The sequence below is a fragment of the Psychrobacter sp. TWP2-1-2 genome (genome assembly GCF_049896785.1).
GTDB lineage: Bacteria > Pseudomonadota > Gammaproteobacteria > Pseudomonadales > Moraxellaceae > Psychrobacter.
Genome location: NZ_JAFCVA010000004.1, coordinates 171733 through 192792 on the forward strand (window position 1 = coordinate 171733; position 21060 = coordinate 192792).

Below are 21060 nucleotides of genomic sequence, written 5' to 3' on the forward strand. Positions count from 1 at the left end.
TTCGGCTCATATTTTATTTTATTCATGGTAAAGCTTAGATACTCTGCTAGTATGTGCTTTTTGCTTCACACGTACCATTATCAGGATGCCTACCTTGACCATATTTACCGCGCCTACTATAGCCAATATAGAAAATGATGAATTACGTCTGCAGCTACAGCAGATTATAGACCTAAAAACCAAGCCGCTGGGCGCGCTTGGGCGAATAGAGGCACTCGCTGTGCAGTTGGGCATGATTCAAGGAACGATCACACCGCATATTGAGCAAGCGCAAATACGAGTGTTTGCGGCAGACCATGGTTTGACTAAGCATGGTACGTCAGCGTTTCCTAGTGCTGTCACTGCGCAAATGGTTCATAATTTTTTGCAAGGCGGTGCCGCCATCAACGTATTGGCACGCCAGCATAATATTGAGTTAAAGGTTGTTGATGCTGGGGTGGATACCGACTTTGCTCCTCATCCGAAATTGCTAGATTATAAAGTTCGCCATGGTAGCCGAGACGCGCTAACAGAGCCTGCGATGACAGAAACAGAGTGTTTAGCAGCGCTAGAAAACGGCATGAAAGTCGTCAAGAATCTAGTGGGTAATCTGTTGATTGTTGGTGAAATGGGCATAGGCAATACTTCAGCAGCGAGTCTTTTGCTCGCAAGACTGGGCGACTTGTCTATTGCTGATTGTATTGGTCGCGGTACAGGACTTGATGATGCAGGATTAGAGCATAAGACGGATATTTTGACGCAAGTATTAGAGCGTCATCAACAGGCACAAGCACCGTTTGATGTACTCGCTGCATTGGGCGGGCTTGAGATTGCCATGATGGCGGGTGCGCTGATTCAGGCTGCTAGTGAACGGCGTATTCTCCTGATTGATGGTTTTATTGCCAGTAGCGCATTATTGGTGGCTGAACGCCTAGCGCCCGGTGTTGCTCAATACGCGGTCTTTGCTCATCATTCTGTTGAGCCGGGGCACGCGCATTTATTGAAATCACTCAATGCTGAGCCTTTACTCAATATGGGCATGCGCTTAGGCGAGGGTAGCGGGGCTGCGCTCGCGTATCCATTGTTGCAATCCGCTTGCGCCATTATCAATGAGATGGCAAGCTTTAGTGACGCCGGTATCAGTGAGCAAAACAACTGATGTCACAATCATTAAACAAACCATCAAATCAGCCATCCTCGCCTAGACGAAATCTTACTCAATTTATAAAGCATGAATGGATATTGTTACTGGTCGCCGTTCAATTTTTAACGAGATTATCAGTACCACCATTTAAGCATTATGATCCGCAATGGTTGCATCAGAGCAGTCGCCATTTCCCCGCAGTCGGTTTATTGGTGGGCTTACTCTGTGCTGGCGTGTTTTGGCTGGGCAGTCTGTTATTTACGCCGCTAGTTGCTGCAGTGCTGAGCACAGCTTTTGGAATTAAGCTCACTGGCGCTTTTCATGAAGATGGTCTTGCGGATAGCTGTGACGGTCTCGGCGGTGGTCTGACTCGCGAGCGCACACTGACTATTATGAAAGACTCGCGCCTAGGTACTTATGGTGTATTAGGTTTGGTGTCGGCGCTATTACTCAAAATTAGCTTACTTGCCTCGATGCCCATACCGATAGCTGTCATCGCGCTTATCATAGGACATACCGCGTCGCGTTTACTTTGCATTAGCCTGCTGTCTTTACTGCCTTATGGTGGAGAGATAGAACACGCAAAAGCCAAACCGATGGCGCAGCAATTGACGCCAATACAAGGGCTATATAGCAGTGGCTGGCTAATATTGGCTATTATTTTAGTCGCCCTTATATTTCCCAATACGATGCAGCAGATTGGGCTTGCTCAATGGTTGTTAGCCATGATACTGGCGCTGATAGCCACTGACTACATGCGACGTTTATTGCGCAGGCGCTTGGATGGTTACACGGGCGATGGGCTCGGCGCGACGCAGCAGCTTAGTGAAATTGCTATTTATATCGGACTGGCTGCTTCTATACCCTTTATTTAAATTAAATCGTCACCAAGGACCATACTTATTCATGATTCTCTATATTTGGCGTCATCCCAAACCGATGAATACTGAAGGAATTTGTATTGGACAAACTGATATCGGCGTCGATAAACGTAAGTTGAAACGTCTTGCCAATAAAATCGAGCGCTTTGTGCGTTTGCATCAATTACCAAAAATAATTTGGGTCAGCCCCTTACAACGTTCACTAAAAGTCGGGCAAATATTAGCGCAACGTGGTTTTGAGTGTCGCGTCGCGCCTGAATTGGCTGAGATTCATTTTGGCGAATGGGATGGATGTCGGTGGGCGCAAATTACCAAGCAAGAGATTGATGAGTGGTGTCATAATTTTGCCCATTTTGCCCCCAGTCATGGAGAGAGCTTGCAGCAGCTATTTGAGCGTGTTGAAGGTTGGTTGGTTAAGGTTTCAGCTGAACAAAAAGATGGCCCAGTATTAGTCATCGGTCATGCAGGCTGGATAAATGCAGCCAAGATAATAGCTGCTGACCAAGAAGTGCCGAAAACAGCCGCTGAGTGGCCGCGCTCTGTCGCATATCTGTCCTGTAATCGTATTGATATTTAATTAAAAAAACGGCCATTATGTTGACCGTTCTTAAATTTTGAATGCTTTTGAGTGCTTTTGAATAGTTCAGGAGGCTGCTAGCTTTCAGCTTGTAGCTCATCGATCTTTTCAAAGTAAGCTCTCTCGTTTTCTGCTAAGCCTAGGTTCGAATCAAAGCTCACATAAATGCCTCTATCATCCAGTGTTGCATACCAGTGGTCTGCATCATTATCGGTTAGGATTTGAAAGTATTTATTATTAACGATTCTACCCACCTTATAAATTTCACCTTCGCTATAAAAGTGATTACCTTGGGTACAGCGTAATTTGTCGTCAGTATTTATCATGTCATTGCAGCCTATCGTTATCTAAATAAAATCTATCAATTAAATACGACGAGCATATCAACTCAGGTGACAATAATAAAGATGACTTTATAGGTAGTATCTTATTGTTAAGTATAGGCTTTCCAAGCTATTTATTACAAATAGTTGCTAGAATATATCACTGCACAAGATACCTGATAAAATCATAAATTAAACGCGATAGCAAAACGCAAAAAAGCCAGCAACATGACGTTACTGGCTTTTTTAGACTAGATCTAGGTATTCAAAAAATTACTCTTCTGAATAATCTTCGTTCTCGTCTTCAACTTCTGTTGCTGACTCTTCGTTGTCGCCATCTTCAGAAAGAATGGTAACTAGAATAGTAGCGGTAACGTCATGATGTAGTTGAATATCAACATTGTATTCGCCAACTTGACGTAAAGTGCCTTCAGGAAGCTTGATTTCAGCACGGTCTACTTCTAGACCTGAGTTAGTCAATGCTTCAGCAATATCACGAGTACCGATAGAGCCGAATAGCTTGCCTTCGTCGCCTGATTTAGCACGCATGATGACATTAACGTCAGTTAGCGCATCAGCACGTTCTTGAGCAACAGCTACTTCTTTCGCTTCTTCAGCTTCAAGCTCAGCACGACGTGCTTCGAACTTTTCAATGTTAGCTGCAGTAGCAGGTAGTGCTTTACCCAAAGGGATAAGAAAGTTACGTCCGTAACCTGGTTTCACATCGACAGTTTCACCGAGTTTACCAAGGTTGACGATACGCTGTAACAAAATAATTTGCATGAGTCATTCCTAGTTAAAATTAACGGTTAACCCTGATGGTTATCAGTGTATGGAAGTAGCGATAAATAACGAGCTTGCTTGATAGCAGTAGCTAGTTGACGCTGATATTTAGTAGATGTACCGGTAATGCGGCTTGGTACGATTTTACCATTATCACTGATGTACTGTTTTAGCAATTCAACATCTTTATAATCGATGTGAGTGATGCCTTCAGCAGTGAAACGGCAGAATTTGCGACGGCGATAGAAACGTGCCATGAGTATTCTCCTTTAATTAGTCTTCACTGTTGTCGTTGTCGTCATTATCGTTTTCACGACTGTCTGGACGACGAGTAGTTGCTTTGCGTGCGCGTTTTTCATCGGCATTCTTGGCTAACTGCGACTCTTCAGTGACAGCGTCGTCACGGCGCATAACTAGACTACGAATGATCGCGTCGTTATAACGGAATAATTCTTCAAGTTCAGCTAAAGTTTCACCGTCAGTTTCAATGTTGAAAAGAACGTAGTGAGCTTTGTGAATCTTGTTGATTGGATATGCCAATTGACGGCGGCCCCAATCTTCTAAACGATGGATAACACCGTTGTTGTCTTGAACTAACTTGATGTAGCGCTCAACCATGCCGACCACTTGGTCGCTTTGGTCTGGGTGTACAAGTAACACCAGTTCGTAATGTCGCATTATGACTCCTTACGGATTAGTAGCTATTAACCCTATGTTAATAGCAAGGAGATTTATAAGGTAAGCCCGATTTCTAGCTATTATTATGAAAAATAATAAGAAATAAGCTTAGTTTATAAAGCGCCGTATTATAACAGTACTTAGCAACTAACACAAAGGTTAATCACTGAGCCACCGTTAATAGATTATAACAATAATTAGAAATGCTCGATTCATAAAAAAGCAGCGATATCACGCTGCTTTTTTATCAAAATAATAAGATGGATTGTTAATAAACAAGCTATTTTATTTTTGGTTCTTTCACTAACTGACTGCTATCTGCTTTTACCACTAAGGTTTTGGCCAATTTGTCATGCCAGCCGATATTTTCAGGGCTTTTCGATGCCATGTAATAGTGAATAGCAATAATCACGAACCCTAAGAAGCTAGTAAACGAAAACAATAAGTTATAAATAATAAACAATAACAAAGTACGCACACCAATAAGCTTGGTAAAAGAGGGCAACCGATGAGTGGTTTGATCCACCACGCGAATACCCGTAATCAGCTTACCGAGTGACTGACCACGCAGTGTGATAAATACCAATTGTAGCGCAAATAAGCCAAATACCATCACTTGCGACATCATCAATGTGCTACTAGGAAGACTCTCCATCAGTGTCATTGAATACTGATAAGCCGCATCCATGTCTTGGATATTTTGGAATTTGGTATAATCTACATCCATTTTTGTCAATGCCATCACTAGCGGAAAAATAGCCAGTAGATAGAGTAGTCCATTGATGGCTGTTGCTAATACTCGCGACATAATCGGTGCAAGTACCACATTACCGACGACTTTGTCTTTGCTAGACGCAGTCTTATTTCTATTAGCCTTGTTTAGTGACACATTATTGTGCGGTGTGTGCTGACGATTGGTGGTCATGTCAGCCTTCACATTTTTATCCGTGTCTTTCGGACGTTCAGGCTTGCCATACAATCTATCTAATGAAACTGATTTGCTATCCGAGCTATTGCTAGCGTTATCTTCAGGAAAAACAGTTACATTATTGATAATAGAGTCATTAACCTGAGGCTTGCCAAGGTTGGTAGGTCGATAAACCGTTTGATTATTGGTCAAGTTACTGACACGCTGCCATTGGTCTAAGCCTTCATGCCACATCAAATCATCCAGCAGTACTTCACCAGATGCCAACATGATATTCAGCTGCTCCAAATTGTAAGGACCAGCTTGTACGTTATTTCGAGCAAGGAAAATCTGCATAATTGCCTGCATAGTTAGTCATATCTTAAGTCACTATATATGATACATAATATTAGGGTCTATTTAATATTTTTCAAATAGACCCTAATAATTGTTTCTTTAATGACTGTGTGAATTACTGCTGTGACTGAACGTTACGGCTTACTTCGCTTCTTCACCAGCTAAGAAGAACCAAGTATCTAGTACAGAATCAGGGTTCAACGACACTGAGCTGATACCTTGTTCCATGAGCCAGAACGCGAGATCTGGATGGTCTGATGGACCCTGACCACAGATGCCGACATATTTGTTTGCTTTACGGCACGCATCAATCGCCATGGTCAATAGTTTCTTAACCGCAGGATCACGCTCATCAAATAGATGTGAGACGATACCTGAGTCACGGTCAAGACCAAGTGTCAACTGAGTCAAGTCGTTAGAGCCGATTGAGAAACCATCGAAATGCTCTAGGAATTCATCTGCCAATAGGGCGTTGGTTGGTAGCTCACACATCATGATAACGCGTAAACCGTTTTCACCACGTTTTAGACCGTTTTTCTCAAGTAATTCGATGACTTCTTTGGCTTCACCAACGGTACGAACGAATGGAATCATAATCTCGACATTGGTCAAGCCCATCTCATCACGTACGCGTTTTAGTGCTTTACACTCAAGCTCAAAGCAGTCACGGAAATTATCAGACACATAACGACTGGCACCGCGGAAACCAAGCATTGGGTTTTCTTCTGATGGCTCGTATAATTTACCACCAAGCAAGTTAGCATATTCGTTTGATTTAAAATCTGACATACGAACGATAACTGGCTGATCCATAAAGGCAACGGCTAGCGTTGAGATACCTTCGACCAACTTATCCACGTAGAAATCAACCGGTGAGGCATAACCAGCGATACGCTCTTGGATGGCTTGGGCGATTTCGCGTGGTAAGCTGTTCATGTTCAGTAGTGCTTTTGGATGCACACCAATCATACGGTTGATGATGAACTCTAGACGCGCAAGACCAATACCTTCGTTTGGCATCTGCGTGAATGAGAAGGCACGATCTGGATTACCAACGTTCATCATCACTTTAAAGGCAAGCTCTGGCATAGACTCAACAGAGTTGGTCTGTACTTCAAAGTCGATTTGGCTTTCATAAATGAAGCCAGTATCACCTTCGGCACAAGAAGCAGTGACGTCTTGACCATCAACCAATAGCTCAGTCGCATTACCACAACCAACGATGGCTGGAACACCTAGCTCACGAGCAATAATCGCTGCGTGACACGTACGACCACCACGGTTAGTGATGATAGCAGAAGCACGCTTCATGACCGGTTCCCAATCCGGATCCGTCATGTCTGATACCAGTACATCACCTTCTTGTACTTTGTCCATCTCGTTTAGGTTGCTAACGATACGCACTTTACCTGAACCGATACGTTGACCGATTGAACGACCTTCACACAATACTTTTGCGTTGGTGGTGTCAATGATATAACGCTCCATGACATTGCTGTCTTGGCGGCTCTTAACCGTTTCTGGACGTGCCTGAACGATGAATATTTCGTTGGTATCGCCGTCTTTTGCCCATTCGATATCCATCGCTTGACCATAATGCTTTTCGATCGTCACGGCTTGTTTAGCAAGAGAGGTTAGCTCTTCAGTAGACAATGAGAACTGCATACGATCTTGTTTTTCAACATCGACAGTTTTCACTGATTTAGTGGTGCTACCTTCATCACCGTAAATCATTTTCTTATGCTTGCTGCCTAGGTTACGGCGAATCACCGATGGTTTGCCATTGGCTAGCAATTGCTTAGAAATATAGAATTCATCTGGGTTAACCGCACCCTGTACAACCATTTCACCTAGACCATAGCTTGAGGTGATAAAGACCACTTGATCAAAACCGCTTTCGGTATCTAGCGTGAACATCACACCCGCCGCGCCAGTTTCTGAGCGAACCATACGCTGTACAGCAGCAGATAAGGCAACGCCTTCATGCTCAAAGCCTTTATGGACACGATAAGAGATGGCACGGTCGTTATAAAGAGATGCAAATACTTCTTTAATTGCAATTAGGACGTTATCAATGCCACGAATGTTCAAGAAAGTCTCTTGCTGACCCGCAAATGAGGCATCTGGCAAATCTTCGGCAGTCGCAGAAGAACGTACAGCAACCGCGATGTCTTCGCCGCCGCTCATCGTTTCAAACGATTGACGTACTTCTTGCTCAAGATCACTTGGCAGCTCTTGCTCAATAATCCAAGTACGAATCTTTTTACCCGTTTCTGCAAGTTTTTTGACATCATCAACATCTAGCGTTTTTAGTTCGTTGTTGATTTTGTCAAGCAGGCCAGTTTCATTCAAAAAGCGGTTAAATGCATTTGAAGTGGTGGCAAAGCCGCCTGGAACACTAACACCCAAATCAGACAAATGGCTGATCATTTCACCTAATGAGGCGTTCTTGCCGCCGACCATTTCAATGTCGTCTTTTCCTAGCTGATCAAGATTGATTACAAGTGCTGTAGATTGCGCTGCCATGATAACTCCAGAAAATAAGGTTATTTAGTAAAGATTATAACGGTGAATTATACCGCTATATTTGGAGAATTTCGAGGGGTTGAACCAATATTTTTGTCAAAAAGATACAAATTGTGGGCTTTGCTACATAATTAATAGAAGGTTATTCATTTTTCTATTTTTGAGATGACGTAAAGATGCGAGTAAAGACCATTCTAATTATCAAGATATATCTATAAATCGGCTGATAAATAGAGGATTTAAAATAAATAACAGAAGAGTATTAGGATATTCTTGTAATATTTGCCTTTATATATAGCAGGTAATGCTGCGCGAGTATGAGTAACCAGTCAGCACAATAATGGTTATTAATCGGCATGATAAGATTAAGGGCACTGTGGCTTTCTAAGTGTACGCCTGTAACATTGATTTCTATTAGGCCGCTATTATGCGTATAATGTAGAGCACAAATAGTAGCGGTTTATCCTGATATAAATGTGCAATATTAGCGCTTATACAAAACGAAAATTACGTCTGAAAATCAAGTCTAAAGCCGATCAAAAATAAAAGCCAAATGAAAATTACCATTGTGTTTTCAATCGAGGTGCCAACGTTATGTACTCAAGTAATCCAGCTGAACAACTGAATCCCACTATTCAAAATCGCAACGCATTAAACTTAGACAGCTCTCAAGCCGTTCGAACCGCGTTTTTTATCTCAGATGGCACAGCGATTACGGCGGAGACGCTTGGCCGCGCTATCTTGAGTCAGTTTGCTTCAGTACCTTTTGAAACACGAGTGTTGCCATATGTCGATAGCTTAGAGCGTGCAGAAGACGCTGTTGAGCAAATCAACATGGCGTATCAACGAGATGGTTTGTTGCCATTAGTCTTTGATACGATTGTTAACCCTAATATTCGTGAAAAGATTAATTCTGCCCAAAGCTGTAACTTGGATATGTATGAGGGTTTGATAGGTCGCGTCGCTGAAGAAACGGGTGTGGAGCCAGACGGACATTCGGGTCATGCACACGACGATGTGGATTCTGAGACTTATAAAGAACGTATCGACGCGGTGCATTTCGCTTTAGACAATGATGATGGTGCGCGTACGCGTCATTACGATGCGGCGGATATTATTTTGGTGGGCGTATCGCGTTCAGGAAAAACACCGACTTCTTTATACTTAGCCTTACAGTTCGGTATTCGAGCAGCAAATTATCCTTTGACCGAAGATGACTTGTACGATAATCAATTACCAAAAGCATTGCGCGAGCACAAAGACAAGCTGTTCGGTCTATTGATCGATACTGATCGCTTGGTGAAAATCCGTCAAGAGCGCCGTGCGGGCAGTCGTTATTCGAGCTATCAGCAATGTCAGCAAGAGCAGCGGGCGATACAGGGGATTTACATCACGCATGGTATTCCAAGCCTTGATGTCTCTGAGATGTCCGTTGAAGAAATCGCTACGCGCATCTTGCAGATGACGGGTCTCAAACGCCGTATCGGCTAATAAAATATAAGCTATCAATTAATTGCTTGAATCAATCAATCAATTAATTATTTAGCAATAACGATTGCTCAAAAAAGAACCATTATTTAAAGCATCACTATTAATAACCATCATTTAATACCATCTCATTATCACATAGAGAATATTATGAGTTCATCTTATAAGTCTAGCAAGACCCCTTTATTATTGGCCAGCTTGCTGAGTGCGGTCAGTTTACTGAGTGCTTGCCAAACGTCACCTTTTTCACGTGAGCCAGTGCCTGAGCCACGTTATATCCCAACCATCGTATTGGGTGAAGCGCAAACGCTAACAATTATGCCCAATCGTGTGGCCTGCGCCTCAGCATTACCGATGCAGTGTTTACTGGCCAAATCAAGTAAAGATGGCAGCGTGTTTCAGGTACCTTATGATTGGATTGATGACTTTAAACCAAGCCTTGGCACAGAATATGTGATTAGTGCGCGTCCGCAGATTGATGAGGGACAGAAAAGCGCGACTGGGCATTGGACACTGCAAAATATTGTGTCACAACGTATGGTGGGCACGCCTTAGTCGTGTGATTTTGACTCAAGCAATTATTGATTCATACACAGTCTAAAAATCAAATAAATAAGTAAATGTAAAGAGGACACGATGGGAACTAAAAAACCAAGCGACGCGACCAATGATATTGGTAAGGACATTCATACCGAAGTATCAAATAAAGAAAGTGGTCGCGTGCCGAATCCTGAGCATACTGAAGGCAAAAATAAAAAACAAAATATTGAACAAACCCATGAGCAGGTCACTGATGATGTCATGCACCATCCTGATCTTATTAATCCGCTCGATGATACGCGAATCGATATCAAGTCTGGTTATACGAAAGATTCACGTCGCTTAAAAGGCGATAATCACGAGTATGAGTATGATGCGGTCGTTTTAGGAGCAGGTCCTGCTGGCGAAGCGGCGGCTATGAAACTGACTAAATCTGGCAAAAAAGTGGTGGTCATTGATCCACGTGATCAGGTAGGTGGTAACTCTACCCATGTGGGCACGATCCCAAGTAAAGCACTGCGCCAATCGGTATTTAACCTCATTAACTTTCGCCGTGATCCTATGTTTACCAAGGCGATGGAGTACAAGCAAGTTCCTCTAAATAGAGTGCTTGCCAATGCTCGAAAAGTCATTCGCAATCAGGTTAGTACGCACACACGATTCTATGAACGCAATCGCATTGAAGTGATTCAAGGTTGGGCAAGTTTCATTGATGCTCATACTTTGCGTGTTGAAACCGATGACAATGTCTTTGAAACCATTACCTTTAATAAAGCCATCGTGACGGTTGGTAGTCGTCCTTATCGCCCTGAAATTTTAGACTTTAACCATCCGCGCGTTTTTGATTCTGATAAAATTTTGCAAATGGATTATGTGGTCAAAAAAATTATCATCTATGGTGCGGGCGTGATTGGTTGTGAATATGCCTCTATCTTTACGGGTCTTGGTTATAAGGTTGATTTGATTAATAACCAAAATCAATTGCTCAGTTATCTCGATAGCGAGATTAGCGATGCTATCGCGCATGACTTTAGACAATTTGGCGTATTGATTCGTAGTAATGAAGAGATTGATCATCTTGAAACGCATGACGATTATGTCGTCTTGCATCTAAAGAGTGGTAAGCGCATCAAATCTGATGCCATTCTTTGGTCAAATGGTCGCTCAGGTAATACGGAAGGTTTAAACTTAGAAGCGATTGGTCTAAAAGCAAACAGCCGTGGTCAATTAAAAGTTGATGATACCTATTGTACTGAAATCGAAAATATCTATGCGGCAGGCGATGTGATTGGCTGGCCATCTTTGGCTTCTGCCGCTTATGACCAAGGACGCTGTGCGGCGGCATTTATGGTCGGTGATAGCGATGCGGAACCAGTGTCAAGCGTGCCAACTGGTATCTATACGATTCCTGAAATTTCTTGTATCGGTAAAACTGAGCAAGAGCTAACCGACGAAAAAGTCCCATACGAAGTGGGTCAAGCATTCTTTAAGCATTTGGCACGAGCACAAATCATTGGTGAACGCTCAGGTGTCCTAAAGATTTTGTTCCATCGTGATACGTTGGAGATTTTAGGAATCCATTGCTACGGTAACCATGCTTCAGAGATTATCCATATTGGTCAAGCCGTAATGAAGTGTAAGAGTAATAATACACTTGAGTATTTTGTGAATACTACTTTTAACTATCCAACGATGGCAGAAGCGTATCGTGTGGCGGCACTAAATGGTCTTAATCGTGTTTTTTAAGTGATAGAATATTGAAACGTTAGAAATAAAAAAGCGTCTGCTATGTTAGCAGGCGCTTTTTTTGATTCAGGATCATCGATTTGGCTTTTATTGATGGTAGGCGCTAATGACATGCAATCGTCTTTTGCTTTAGGGCACTGTTTTAAGTGCTTTATTCGCGTCATGCCAGCGCACCCACATAAGTAGCGCAAAGTAAAACACCCATAAGGCGGCTAGTGCATAAAATCCAGTAGAAACTTGGGAGATGCTAGCTCCCATTTGATTAAGCTGGACGGAGGTGTTGATACCCGGTGTTGTGGGTACGAACCAACGTATGATTTGTAAAACTGTGGGCAGCTGATCTGCTGGCCACGGATAACCACTGACAAAAAACATCGGTAGTGAGCTAAAAATTAGGATTTGCATACTACGTTCGCGCTGGCGAAACCAGAGTCCAAGCACACAGCCAAGTGTCGCCACGGTTGGACAAAATAACAAAAGGAACAGTAAACTGCCAAGCATGTTTTGCCCACGCGGATAGTGGTGTAGCTCAAATGTCCAGCCATAGTAAAAGCAGCCAATAATGAAGCTAAACATACTGAGTGCAGCAATTCGCCCAAGCCAACCACGGATACTCGTCGCATGTCGCCGCTGCTCATACCACGTACCAATCAGCATCGCTGTGGCGATTAATAAGGTTTGTTGCAAAATTAGAATAGAGACCGCTGGCACCACGTAAGCGCCATAACCTTCCGTTTGATTGTATAAAGGAACAATTACTAATGGCACCGCTTGAGTATTAGCAGCCGCTGTTGCTGAATAAGCACCTTGTGCTACATTTTTTTTGACTTCAATCCCTGCTGATACCGTACTGACTGCTTTTAAAAAGCCCATCTGTACGTTTTTATTTAACAGAAAGTAGCCGCCATTACCCAATACGCTGACGCTCGCCGCTTTTTCCGATAGTACTTGCTGCTCAAGCCCACTTGGAATGACCATGTACCCAGCGATTTCATCTGACCATATGGCCTCTTTAGCCTGCTGCTCGTTGAGAAAAAGCTGAGTGTCTAACTGCGGACTGGCACTCGCATAGCGAACGATGGTTCGTGATAGATTACTATTGTCGTTATCAATGATACCAACAGGTACATGGTTGACCACTTCTGTCGAATACGGCCAAGGATAAAAGAAGCCATAAATAATGGGGGCAATCAGTAAGAGTAATAGCACACCTTTATCAGAAAAGATGTCCTTAATGGTCTGTAAAAAACTACCTAAGAAACTAGGTGTTGAGGACTGCTTGGTTGAATCTGACGTTGTCGAAGATAAATGGTCTTTTGGTGGTAATGACATTAGCGCGCCCCCCAACGTTCAGGATGCGCCAGTGCGCGTTTGGTTAATAAAGTAGTCAAGCTCATCGCAATCGTCGTGGCAATAGCCAGACCATAGACGATCGGCAATGACACAGCAACAGGCGCTTGCATCTGTAATTGTGCAATGTGCAGTTTTAGATAGTGAGTGAGTGGCAATGCATCTGACCAATGCCGAGCACTGTCACTGATAGCAATATAAGGAAAAGTCACACCAGCAAAGGCATAAGAAGGTGCTGAAATAAAACCAGTAGCAGACAAGCCCATGCGTAATGAGAATGAGCCTAAGGTAAAGATAGCACCCAGCCAAAACGATAGCATTATTAATAATATCAAACCAGCATAAGTTGCAAGCACTGAGCTCATGGCAACGGATTCTTGCGGCGTGGCAAGCCATAGAGCCAACATCGCCCAAATGCTAAAGGCCAATGTCGGCCAAAAGTATTTGCCCAACAGACCAAACAATAAGACTAAAACGTTTGCCCTTTCCGTCATATCTTCATTCGCATGGTTAGAGACTGAGATTTGATCGTCTTTGCTCAAGTATTGGTTACTGTCTACGGTATTTGATATTTGTCCCGATGTTGACTCGTTTTGTGTGGTTCGCGTCAAATCAGGATGACCTGTACTGATAAAGCGATACCAGTGGCCGAGTCGTTTATCCCGCAGCTCACGACCAATCGTCGTTGCACCGATCACCATCGCTAAAATATGCAGCAGTGCAGGTATGACGGTTGAAGCCAAAAACTGCTGATAATCAGTGGCCGCGTTAAACAAGCTGATACGCTGTATGCCAATCGGTGAGTAAGCAATCGCAGCTTGCGACGGTGCCATGCCTTGTTTGACTAAACGCTGTATCTCAACGCCTGCCGATAACGTCCCAGCGACCGCTTGAACGCTGGTTTGGATAATGCCCGAATGTGTGCCGTACTGAGCATTTACTTGTAAAATTAATGGAGCAGGCTCAGCAGATAAAATATGCCGAGAAAAATCTTCAGGGATAATAACAATAGCGTAAATATCACGCTGCAAAATAGCCGCTTTTGCCTCAGCCTCTGAGTAATAAAGCTGTCTAACCGTTAGAGTAGGGCTGGCTTCCAAATAGCGTACCGCGGTATTGGCAATCGGGCTATTGTCTTGGTCTATTACCCCAATGGGCAAATCCGTAATCTGCGTTTGTGAAAATATCCACCAAATCAGTAGGACGGTTGCCAGTGGTATCCAGACCACCATACTAAAGTCCCACGGATTTTTGGTCAAAAACCGTCGTTCATAGGCAGCACTACGTAAAAAAGCCTTACTTAACTTCATCAGGTGCATGGCTTACTCTTGGCTTGCATTAGTAAGTGCTGGATTGACGCGTACAATAACGCTCATACCTGAGCGAATACGTGCATCGGGAGTCGTCGGACGTGCCTTTACTTCAAAGGTACGTACATCGAATCCATCATCATTATTGGTCGGGCGCCAAGTGGCAAAGTCAGACAATGTTGACGTAGCATAAACGGTAAACTGTTTGGTATAAGGCTTATTTGCTGATGACAGCGCAGGAATCGTACCAGTAAATTTCTGACCAATCGCAAACTGGTTTAAGTAGGATTCGGTGACATTAAGTACGACCCATTGCTCATCGGTATTGACCAACGTCAAGATAGGCACGCCTTGTCCGATGACTTCACCCGCGCTGACAATGACATTGTCCACAATACCTGCAATAGGACTTTTTAAGTTGGCTTCTTCTTTTGCCACCAGTGCTTCTTCTAGTTGGGCATCGACTTGTGCTACTTGTGCTGTCGCCGCTGATTTATCTTCGCTGCGTGCGCCTTCTTTTGCCAAGTCGTATTGTAAGCGCGCCGCTTCAGTTTGATCTTGAGTGGCCAGATATTGCGCATATGCCTCATCGCGTTTTTGCCGTGCCATAAGACCTTCTTCATAAAGGCGGTTAACACGCTGGTAAGTGTTCTCTGCCAAATCAGAAGCAGCTTTGTTGGCTTGCCACGCCGCTTTTGCTTGAGCGATCTCTTGTGGACGGGCGCCATTTTCGGCTTTATCTAACTGACTTTGTGCCATTTGCTTGCCAGCCCGCGCTTGATTGATCTTTGCGTTAATCTCAGGCGAGTCCATTTCAATCAGCTGTTGCCCGACCGTCACCGCATCACCTTCTGTGACCAGAATTTTGGCAATACGTCCCGGCACTTTTGCAGCGATGGAGGTTTGCTGCATCTGCATCTGCCCTTGCAAAGTCACGACTTCAGGCTCGCTATGCTGATTGCTTTTATATAGACCATAGGCAATAACACCTAATACAATCAGAACCAATAGCGCCAGAAGTGCCTTTTTTATCATGGCAGATTTAGCCGCTTTTTCTGCATGGCGCTTATAAGTAGGCACTGCTTGCTCATTTTCAGCATCAGTTGCTTGATCGTTATGGTTATTGACTGAGTCGGTAGATTGCTCTGAGTCGTTTAACTTGCGCGAGTCGTCTGATTCGTTGGTAGATTCAGTCATGACAGTGAGATTCCTAAAGCAGCAAAATTGAGGATAAAAGGTATGTTATTAGTACATTCGTACAGCATAAGGTTTGGCGCTTTCTAAGGCTTCAGAATTAAAAATCGCACCAAAGGCAACGATAAATGCTGAATAATAAAGCCAGAGCATAATGACCACGGCAGCTGAAAGCGCGCCAAACTCAGCGCTATAGTTATTAAAGTTTTGCACATAAATCGAAAATAGCACAGACAATACAATCCAAAGAATGGTCGCCAGAGCTGCTCCCGGCACCAGTTTTTTTAGCGCGACGGCGTCACGGTTTGGGGCTAGGCGATAGAGGCTTAAAAAGCTTAAAAATATGATACCAGCCAATATAGGCCACCTGCTCCAAAGCGCAATCGTTTTAGCTATTTGCGGGAAGGGGAAATAGGCTGCCCCTACAGGAATAATAGCAATAGAAGAGACCGCTATAATCAAGATTACTACTGCGCCAAAGGTCAAGCTGACTGCTAAAATATTACCTTGTATGAAGTTACGCTCTTGAGTGATATGAAAGGCAAGATTGATAAGAATAATTAAAGATTTAACACCTTTAGAGCCAGCATAAAGGGCGAGTAAGGTCGATAAGACAAGACTGAACGTGAGTGCGGATGTGGTATTAGAGACCAATGCGCTTAGGCGTGAATTGAGGACTTCATACACCGTATCAGGTATAAACGGACGCAAAATCGAGATTTGCTCTTGCATCTCAGCTGGTGAAAACGCGAGACCATAAAGCAGCACAAACACCGCCATTACTGGAAAAATTGATAAGAAACCAAAAAATCCCACGCTCGCGCAATGTGCCCAAACATTAGAGTTGTTCGCAATACGCCACGTTTTTAAGGAAGGCTGCAGCCAGTTACTTATTAATTTAGAAGTCGGGTTTTTCATAAAACAGTATTCACAATAGAGTTAGCAATAGTATGGTTAATGGCAGCTTCATGATAATTAGTATGGTCAGGCTACTGTAATAGTATTGCGGCGTTAACCTCGCTTGAAGTATCAAATATACCTCTTCGCTCAGCTGCCTTGTCATACTTTCAAATTGAATCAACTATATAAACGCTTATCCACACTATCTATATTTTTCAAATTAAATCATTACTCAGTATACAAAGTCGGTAATCGAATATCAGCAGCATTAAGATAGGCATTAAAGGCAAGAGGCGTACCACAACTTTGCATGAGTGCGGCCAGCGATTGTACATAGCTGTTCGCCGCTTGCGCTTGTTCAGTACGTGCTTTAAGCGACTGCGTTTGTGCTTGGACTACCTCAATCGGTGTATTTACACCTTCTTGTAGCCCCAACTGGCGCAAACGCAATACTTCTGCGGCCAGATCTACATTGCTTTGTAATGCCTGATAACGAGATTGGGCATTATTAACATCGTGCCAGTTTTTTTCGACCAGTAATAATAAATTGTCACTGACTTCGATTTCAGACAGATCTGCTTGGCGTATTTTGGCATTACTCGATGCGAGTGATGCATTTTTATCAAGACCACCCCACAGCTTCCAGCTGGCTGATATACCGGCTACCCAACTGGGGTCTTTTTCAATTTGTCCGTAGCCATAGAGCATGACGGTAGGCTTGTGACCAGTATCTGATAGCGCGTGTAGCTGCTCAGCTTGTGCGCGTTTGGCGGCGACTTTTTGTAGACCTGGGTGATTGGCGAGTGATAAATTCTGAAAATAGTTTACATCGGGTAAAGGACGGCTAGAGACGAATAACGGTGTCGTGGGTTTGATACGATAGTCGGTACGTAATAGCCGCTGTAAAGCCATCATCGCAAGACGAGCATCGTTATTGGCATTGACGGACTCACTTTTTGCATCGGCAAGCGCAGATTGTGCTTCTAAGCGATCAACACGTGAGATAAAACCTTCTTCAAAAAGCCGCTGCGCCATATGGTCAGTCTGCTGCAAGGTATCATAAGCATCTTCGCGTAAATAAGCGGCAATGATGGCCAGCTGTGCCTTAAAGTAACGCTCAATCAGGGTGTTATAAAGCTCGTTTTTATCCAATAGACTGTCTGCGACGGCTTCTTGGGTACGGGCATTGGAAGCACCTGTCAAAGCGTTGGTACGTCCAGCAGTATAGATGGGCCAAACCACGCCCAGACCTGCACCAGCCGTTGAGCCTGAGCGCTTTAACTCATAAGAATCTGGGATACGCTCACCGACCAATTCACCAAAATTCGGCAAATCTGGTAGCGGTGGAATAGGCGGAATCACATTATCGACACCATTGTTAACGTCATTAACAATACTGTTTTTCAATGATGATAAGTCAAGATCCGCGTCTAAATTGTAAGCGTTGGCTGATAGTTGGGCAAACACCAATGGATTGTCCAAGGTTTTGAGCGCATCCGTTTGATATTCACTAGCAGCAATCGCCGCTTGATTGGCGGCCAATTTCGGTGACACTTGTAATAAGATATTTTGGGCTTGCTCAAGGCTTAACAGGCTAGATACTGCTAATGGATAACTATTATCAATACTTTTATGGGTAATGGGATCGATAAGCGTTGTTAAGCCAGTTTTTTGCTCGGCTTGACCCATATCTGTATCTGTCGTTGACCTTCTATTTTGAATCTCGTTGTTTTGAGCGTTGTTTTGAGCGTTGTTTTGAGCGATGTCTTGAATACTGCTTTGAGTACTGTATTGAGTGTCAGCGTCGACAATTTGCGTCACTGCAACGGCTGTGACCTCATTCGGTGACTCGATATTATGATCCGTAGCGCTTGCAAAAACAGGCGCCGCTAAACCCATGAACGTAATCGTCATCACCGCAGTAGACAGAGTCGATAAAGCAAATTTCATAAGTCACATAAGCCATTAATTAGAATGCAAAGTATTTTAGAGTCAGGCAAAAAAGTATCAAAAATATCAACTGTTGTGGTCAAACCCTGTCCAAACAGTTCAATATGGTCAACCATCAACAGAAGCCAATATTTTGTTATGGATAACAAGCGCTACACTGTAGTGGCACAATGGTGACGGGTCAATGCTCAGTATTTGCTTACTGTGCGTTGAATAAGCCATGGTTTTATGTTAGAGGTCGGTTGTTAAAACAAATAATAACATCATTTGTTAATTAATAATAAAAGGTTTATCAAGTCATTAGCACTTAAATCGATTTTAGATCACTTTTAAAAGCTTTCAGCGATAATGATGGTTAGTGATGATTGTTGTACTACAAAGCAGCTTATAAACTATACATAACAGTGGTGTGTGCTATATTTCAGCACCTTATAGCGTTGAGCAAGATTAAAATGAACGGCATTTATCTTAACTGTCGGCAGTTGCTCATTGGCGCAGTGCTAATGTAAATAAAACTGGCTATTGTGATAAGCGTTGCTCGCAAAAAGTACGTGCTATCAATAAAGACTCGGCTATAAAAAATGAATGTAAAAAATGAATGCGACAAAATAGGATGTGAGTAATGGCAGGATATATTTTGGCTTTGGATCAAGGGACGACATCGAGTCGAGCGATATTGTACGATGATTGTGCGCGTCCGATAAAAATGGCACAGCAGCCCACCACTTTACAAACCCCAAAAGCAGGATTTGTCGAGCAAGACGCGCAACAAATTTGGCAAACGCAGATTAGCTGTGCCCATGATGTGATTAATCAAGCAGGGCTGCTTGCTACCGACGTCACCAGTATCGCGATCACCAATCAGCGTGAATCTATTGTCATGTGGGATAAGCAAACGGGTAAACCTTTAGCCCCTGCCATCATTTGGCAAGATCGCCGTACGGCGAACTACTGTAAAACACTCGCGGCTGAGAGTGCCAGCAGCATGATGAATGACAGCCATGATGATGTGGCAAGCGAGGTGCAACGCATTACAGGGCTACGGTTAGATCCATATTTCAGCGCCAGCAAAATCGCTTGGTTACTAGAGCACAATCCGAAATTGAGCGTACGAGCCAGCAGAGGAGAAATAGCGGTTGGTACTATAGACAGTTGGCTCATATATAAGCTAACCGGTGGCGAGCATGTCATTGATGTGACCAACGCTTCCCGTACTTTATTATATGATATCCACAAGCTTGAGTGGTCAGAAGAGCTGTGCGCCCGTTTTGCGATACCCATGAATATTTTGCCTAAAGTCCTACCATCTGATGGTGATTTTGGTAAAACCAAAAAAGGACTATTTGCCAAACAAATTCCTATTCAAGCGGTATTGGGCGATCAGCAAGCGGCACTTTTTGGACAAGGCTGCCTCGATGCGGGCATGGCCAAAAACACTTATGGTACTGGGTGTTTTATGCTGATGAATATTGGTCAAAAACCCAAACTTAGCGAGCATAAATTACTAACGACAATCGCTTGGCAACGAAAATCCACACCGACTCGTCCAGACAATTTATCTTTCGATCAAATTGTACAGTCAGGCAAACGCATGTTGCAGCCACCCAGAAAGGAAGTCACTTATGCTTTGGAGGGTAGTGTATTTATGGCAGGTGCTATTGTCCAATGGTTACGGGACAATCTGGGTATGATTCAACAAAGCAGTGAAGTCGAAGATTTAGCCCGCCAAGTTGATAGTAGTGAAGAGGTGGTGTTACTGCCTGCATTCACAGGACTAGGAGCACCCTATTGGCGCTCCGATATCAGCGCGAGTATTACTGGTATGAGCCGCGGCACGACTAAAGCCCATATTGCTCGTGCTGCGTTAGAGGCGGTTGCTTATCAAACTTATGATATGCTCATTGCCATGCAAAAAGATAGTCCTCATCCATTAACTGAGCTAAGAGTAGATGGTGGCGCGGCTAACAATGACTTATTGATGCAGTTTCAAGCTGATTTACTCGATGTGCCTGTCCTGCGTCCGAGAGATACAGAAATTACTGCCAAAGGTGCAGCATTGCTCGCAGGTTTAAAAACGGGGCTATATGATGAAGGGACGATGCAAGCATCATGGCAAGTCGATCGTGTTTTTGAACCCCAGATGTCCAGTGATATCCGTGAACAACATCTTAATAAGTGGCAACGAGCCATCGATAGAGCACTGACATCCTTATAAGTATTGAACAGATACATAAAAATATTGTAACAACTCAATGAAAAATTACTTAAAACGCTTCACTGTCCTACAAAATCATTATAAAGATACAGGCTGTAACGCAAGGCAATCGCAATCTGGACACAATTTACACAACCTATCTATCTGTTGTTGTCCATAAATTTCTATACTTTAGGCGACTCAAGTAACACATGATTCGAGTAAGACCGCTA

18 protein-coding genes are annotated in these 21060 nt (G+C 43.4%); 7 read left to right on the forward strand and 11 right to left on the reverse strand.

What is annotated here, in order from left to right:
• Positions 1-85 precede the first annotated feature (85 nt).
• The 3 genes from cobT to ACP7AE_RS05655 are packed head-to-tail and all read left to right on the forward strand — an operon-like array spanning position 86 to position 2581.
• Complete coding sequence (cobT, locus tag ACP7AE_RS05645; protein WP_426241857.1) at positions 86-1138, forward strand: nicotinate-nucleotide--dimethylbenzimidazole phosphoribosyltransferase; 1053 nt, start codon at positions 86-88, stop codon at positions 1136-1138.
• Positions 1138-1998, forward strand: a complete 861-nt coding sequence (gene cobS / locus ACP7AE_RS05650) for an adenosylcobinamide-GDP ribazoletransferase (protein WP_426241859.1) — start codon at positions 1138-1140, stop codon at positions 1996-1998. Before cobT ends, cobS begins: the two co-directional genes overlap by 1 nt.
• Positions 1999-2029: 31 nt before the next feature.
• Positions 2030-2581, forward strand: a complete 552-nt coding sequence (locus ACP7AE_RS05655) for a histidine phosphatase family protein (RefSeq protein ID WP_426241861.1) — start codon at positions 2030-2032, stop codon at positions 2579-2581.
• Positions 2582-2658: 77 nt separating this feature from the next.
• Here the strand turns inward: ACP7AE_RS05655 and ACP7AE_RS05660 are convergent, their stop codons facing one another.
• From ACP7AE_RS05660 to ppsA, 6 genes are all read right to left on the reverse strand, one after another.
• Positions 2659-2907 carry a hypothetical protein gene (locus ACP7AE_RS05660; RefSeq protein ID WP_055124252.1) on the reverse strand — a complete coding sequence of 83 codons (249 nt, stop codon included), beginning with the start codon at positions 2905-2907 and terminating at the stop codon, positions 2659-2661.
• Positions 2908-3177: 270 nt separating this feature from the next.
• Entirely contained in the window at positions 3178-3687 is a 510-nt protein-coding gene (gene rplI, locus ACP7AE_RS05665; RefSeq protein ID WP_045446903.1) for a 50S ribosomal protein L9, read from the reverse strand.
• Between the two features lie 26 nt (positions 3688-3713).
• Positions 3714-3944, reverse strand: coding sequence for a 30S ribosomal protein S18 (gene rpsR, locus ACP7AE_RS05670; protein WP_010198808.1), 231 nt, complete (start codon positions 3942-3944; stop codon positions 3714-3716).
• 16 nt (positions 3945-3960) lie between these two features.
• A complete protein-coding gene (gene rpsF / locus ACP7AE_RS05675; RefSeq protein WP_045446907.1) occupies positions 3961-4365 on the reverse strand; it encodes a 30S ribosomal protein S6 in 405 nt (134 codons plus the stop codon).
• A gap of 280 nt (positions 4366-4645) precedes the next feature.
• Positions 4646-5641 carry an RDD family protein gene (locus ACP7AE_RS05680; RefSeq protein ID WP_201538958.1) on the reverse strand — a complete coding sequence of 332 codons (996 nt, stop codon included), beginning with the start codon at positions 5639-5641 and terminating at the stop codon, positions 4646-4648.
• Positions 5642-5770: 129 nt separating this feature from the next.
• The gene (gene ppsA, locus ACP7AE_RS05685; RefSeq protein WP_109590182.1) at positions 5771-8155 is read right to left on the reverse strand and encodes a phosphoenolpyruvate synthase; all 2385 of its coding nucleotides are present in this window, start codon (positions 8153-8155) and stop codon (positions 5771-5773) included.
• A gap of 594 nt (positions 8156-8749) precedes the next feature.
• Between ppsA and ppsR the strand changes: the two genes are divergently transcribed.
• The 3 genes from ppsR to sthA all read left to right on the forward strand — a co-directional run bounded on the left by ppsR (position 8750) and on the right by sthA (position 11929).
• Positions 8750-9646, forward strand: coding sequence for a posphoenolpyruvate synthetase regulatory kinase/phosphorylase PpsR (gene ppsR, locus ACP7AE_RS05690; protein ID WP_426241864.1), 897 nt, complete (start codon positions 8750-8752; stop codon positions 9644-9646).
• A gap of 147 nt (positions 9647-9793) precedes the next feature.
• Positions 9794-10198, forward strand: a complete 405-nt coding sequence (locus tag ACP7AE_RS05695) for a DUF4377 domain-containing protein (RefSeq protein WP_045446913.1) — start codon at positions 9794-9796, stop codon at positions 10196-10198.
• An 81-nt stretch (positions 10199-10279) separates the two neighbouring features.
• The gene (gene sthA / locus ACP7AE_RS05700; protein ID WP_045452107.1) at positions 10280-11929 is read left to right on the forward strand and encodes a Si-specific NAD(P)(+) transhydrogenase; all 1650 of its coding nucleotides are present in this window, start codon (positions 10280-10282) and stop codon (positions 11927-11929) included.
• A gap of 129 nt (positions 11930-12058) precedes the next feature.
• On the opposite strand, the gene ACP7AE_RS05705 is transcribed toward sthA, so the two are convergent.
• The 5 genes from ACP7AE_RS05705 to ACP7AE_RS05725 form a co-directional block, all read right to left on the reverse strand.
• Positions 12059-13261 (reverse strand): ABC transporter permease, encoded by a 1203-nt coding sequence (locus ACP7AE_RS05705; protein ID WP_201538959.1) that lies wholly within the window; start codon positions 13259-13261, stop codon positions 12059-12061.
• The gene (locus ACP7AE_RS05710) at positions 13261-14598 is read right to left on the reverse strand and encodes an ABC transporter permease (protein ID WP_201538960.1); all 1338 of its coding nucleotides are present in this window, start codon (positions 14596-14598) and stop codon (positions 13261-13263) included. Before ACP7AE_RS05710 ends, ACP7AE_RS05705 begins: the two co-directional genes overlap by 1 nt.
• Positions 14599-14601: 3 nt before the next feature.
• A complete protein-coding gene (locus ACP7AE_RS05715) occupies positions 14602-15786 on the reverse strand; it encodes an HlyD family secretion protein (RefSeq protein WP_201538961.1) in 1185 nt (394 codons plus the stop codon).
• A 48-nt stretch (positions 15787-15834) separates the two neighbouring features.
• Complete coding sequence (locus ACP7AE_RS05720; protein WP_201538962.1) at positions 15835-16701, reverse strand: YihY/virulence factor BrkB family protein; 867 nt, start codon at positions 16699-16701, stop codon at positions 15835-15837.
• A 210-nt stretch (positions 16702-16911) separates the two neighbouring features.
• Positions 16912-18633, reverse strand: coding sequence for a TolC family protein (locus ACP7AE_RS05725; protein ID WP_426241868.1), 1722 nt, complete (start codon positions 18631-18633; stop codon positions 16912-16914).
• Between the two features lie 622 nt (positions 18634-19255).
• Here ACP7AE_RS05725 and glpK point away from each other — a divergent pair.
• Positions 19256-20848 carry a glycerol kinase GlpK gene (gene glpK, locus ACP7AE_RS05730; protein ID WP_426241870.1) on the forward strand — a complete coding sequence of 531 codons (1593 nt, stop codon included), beginning with the start codon at positions 19256-19258 and terminating at the stop codon, positions 20846-20848.
• Positions 20849-21060 lie beyond the last annotated feature (212 nt).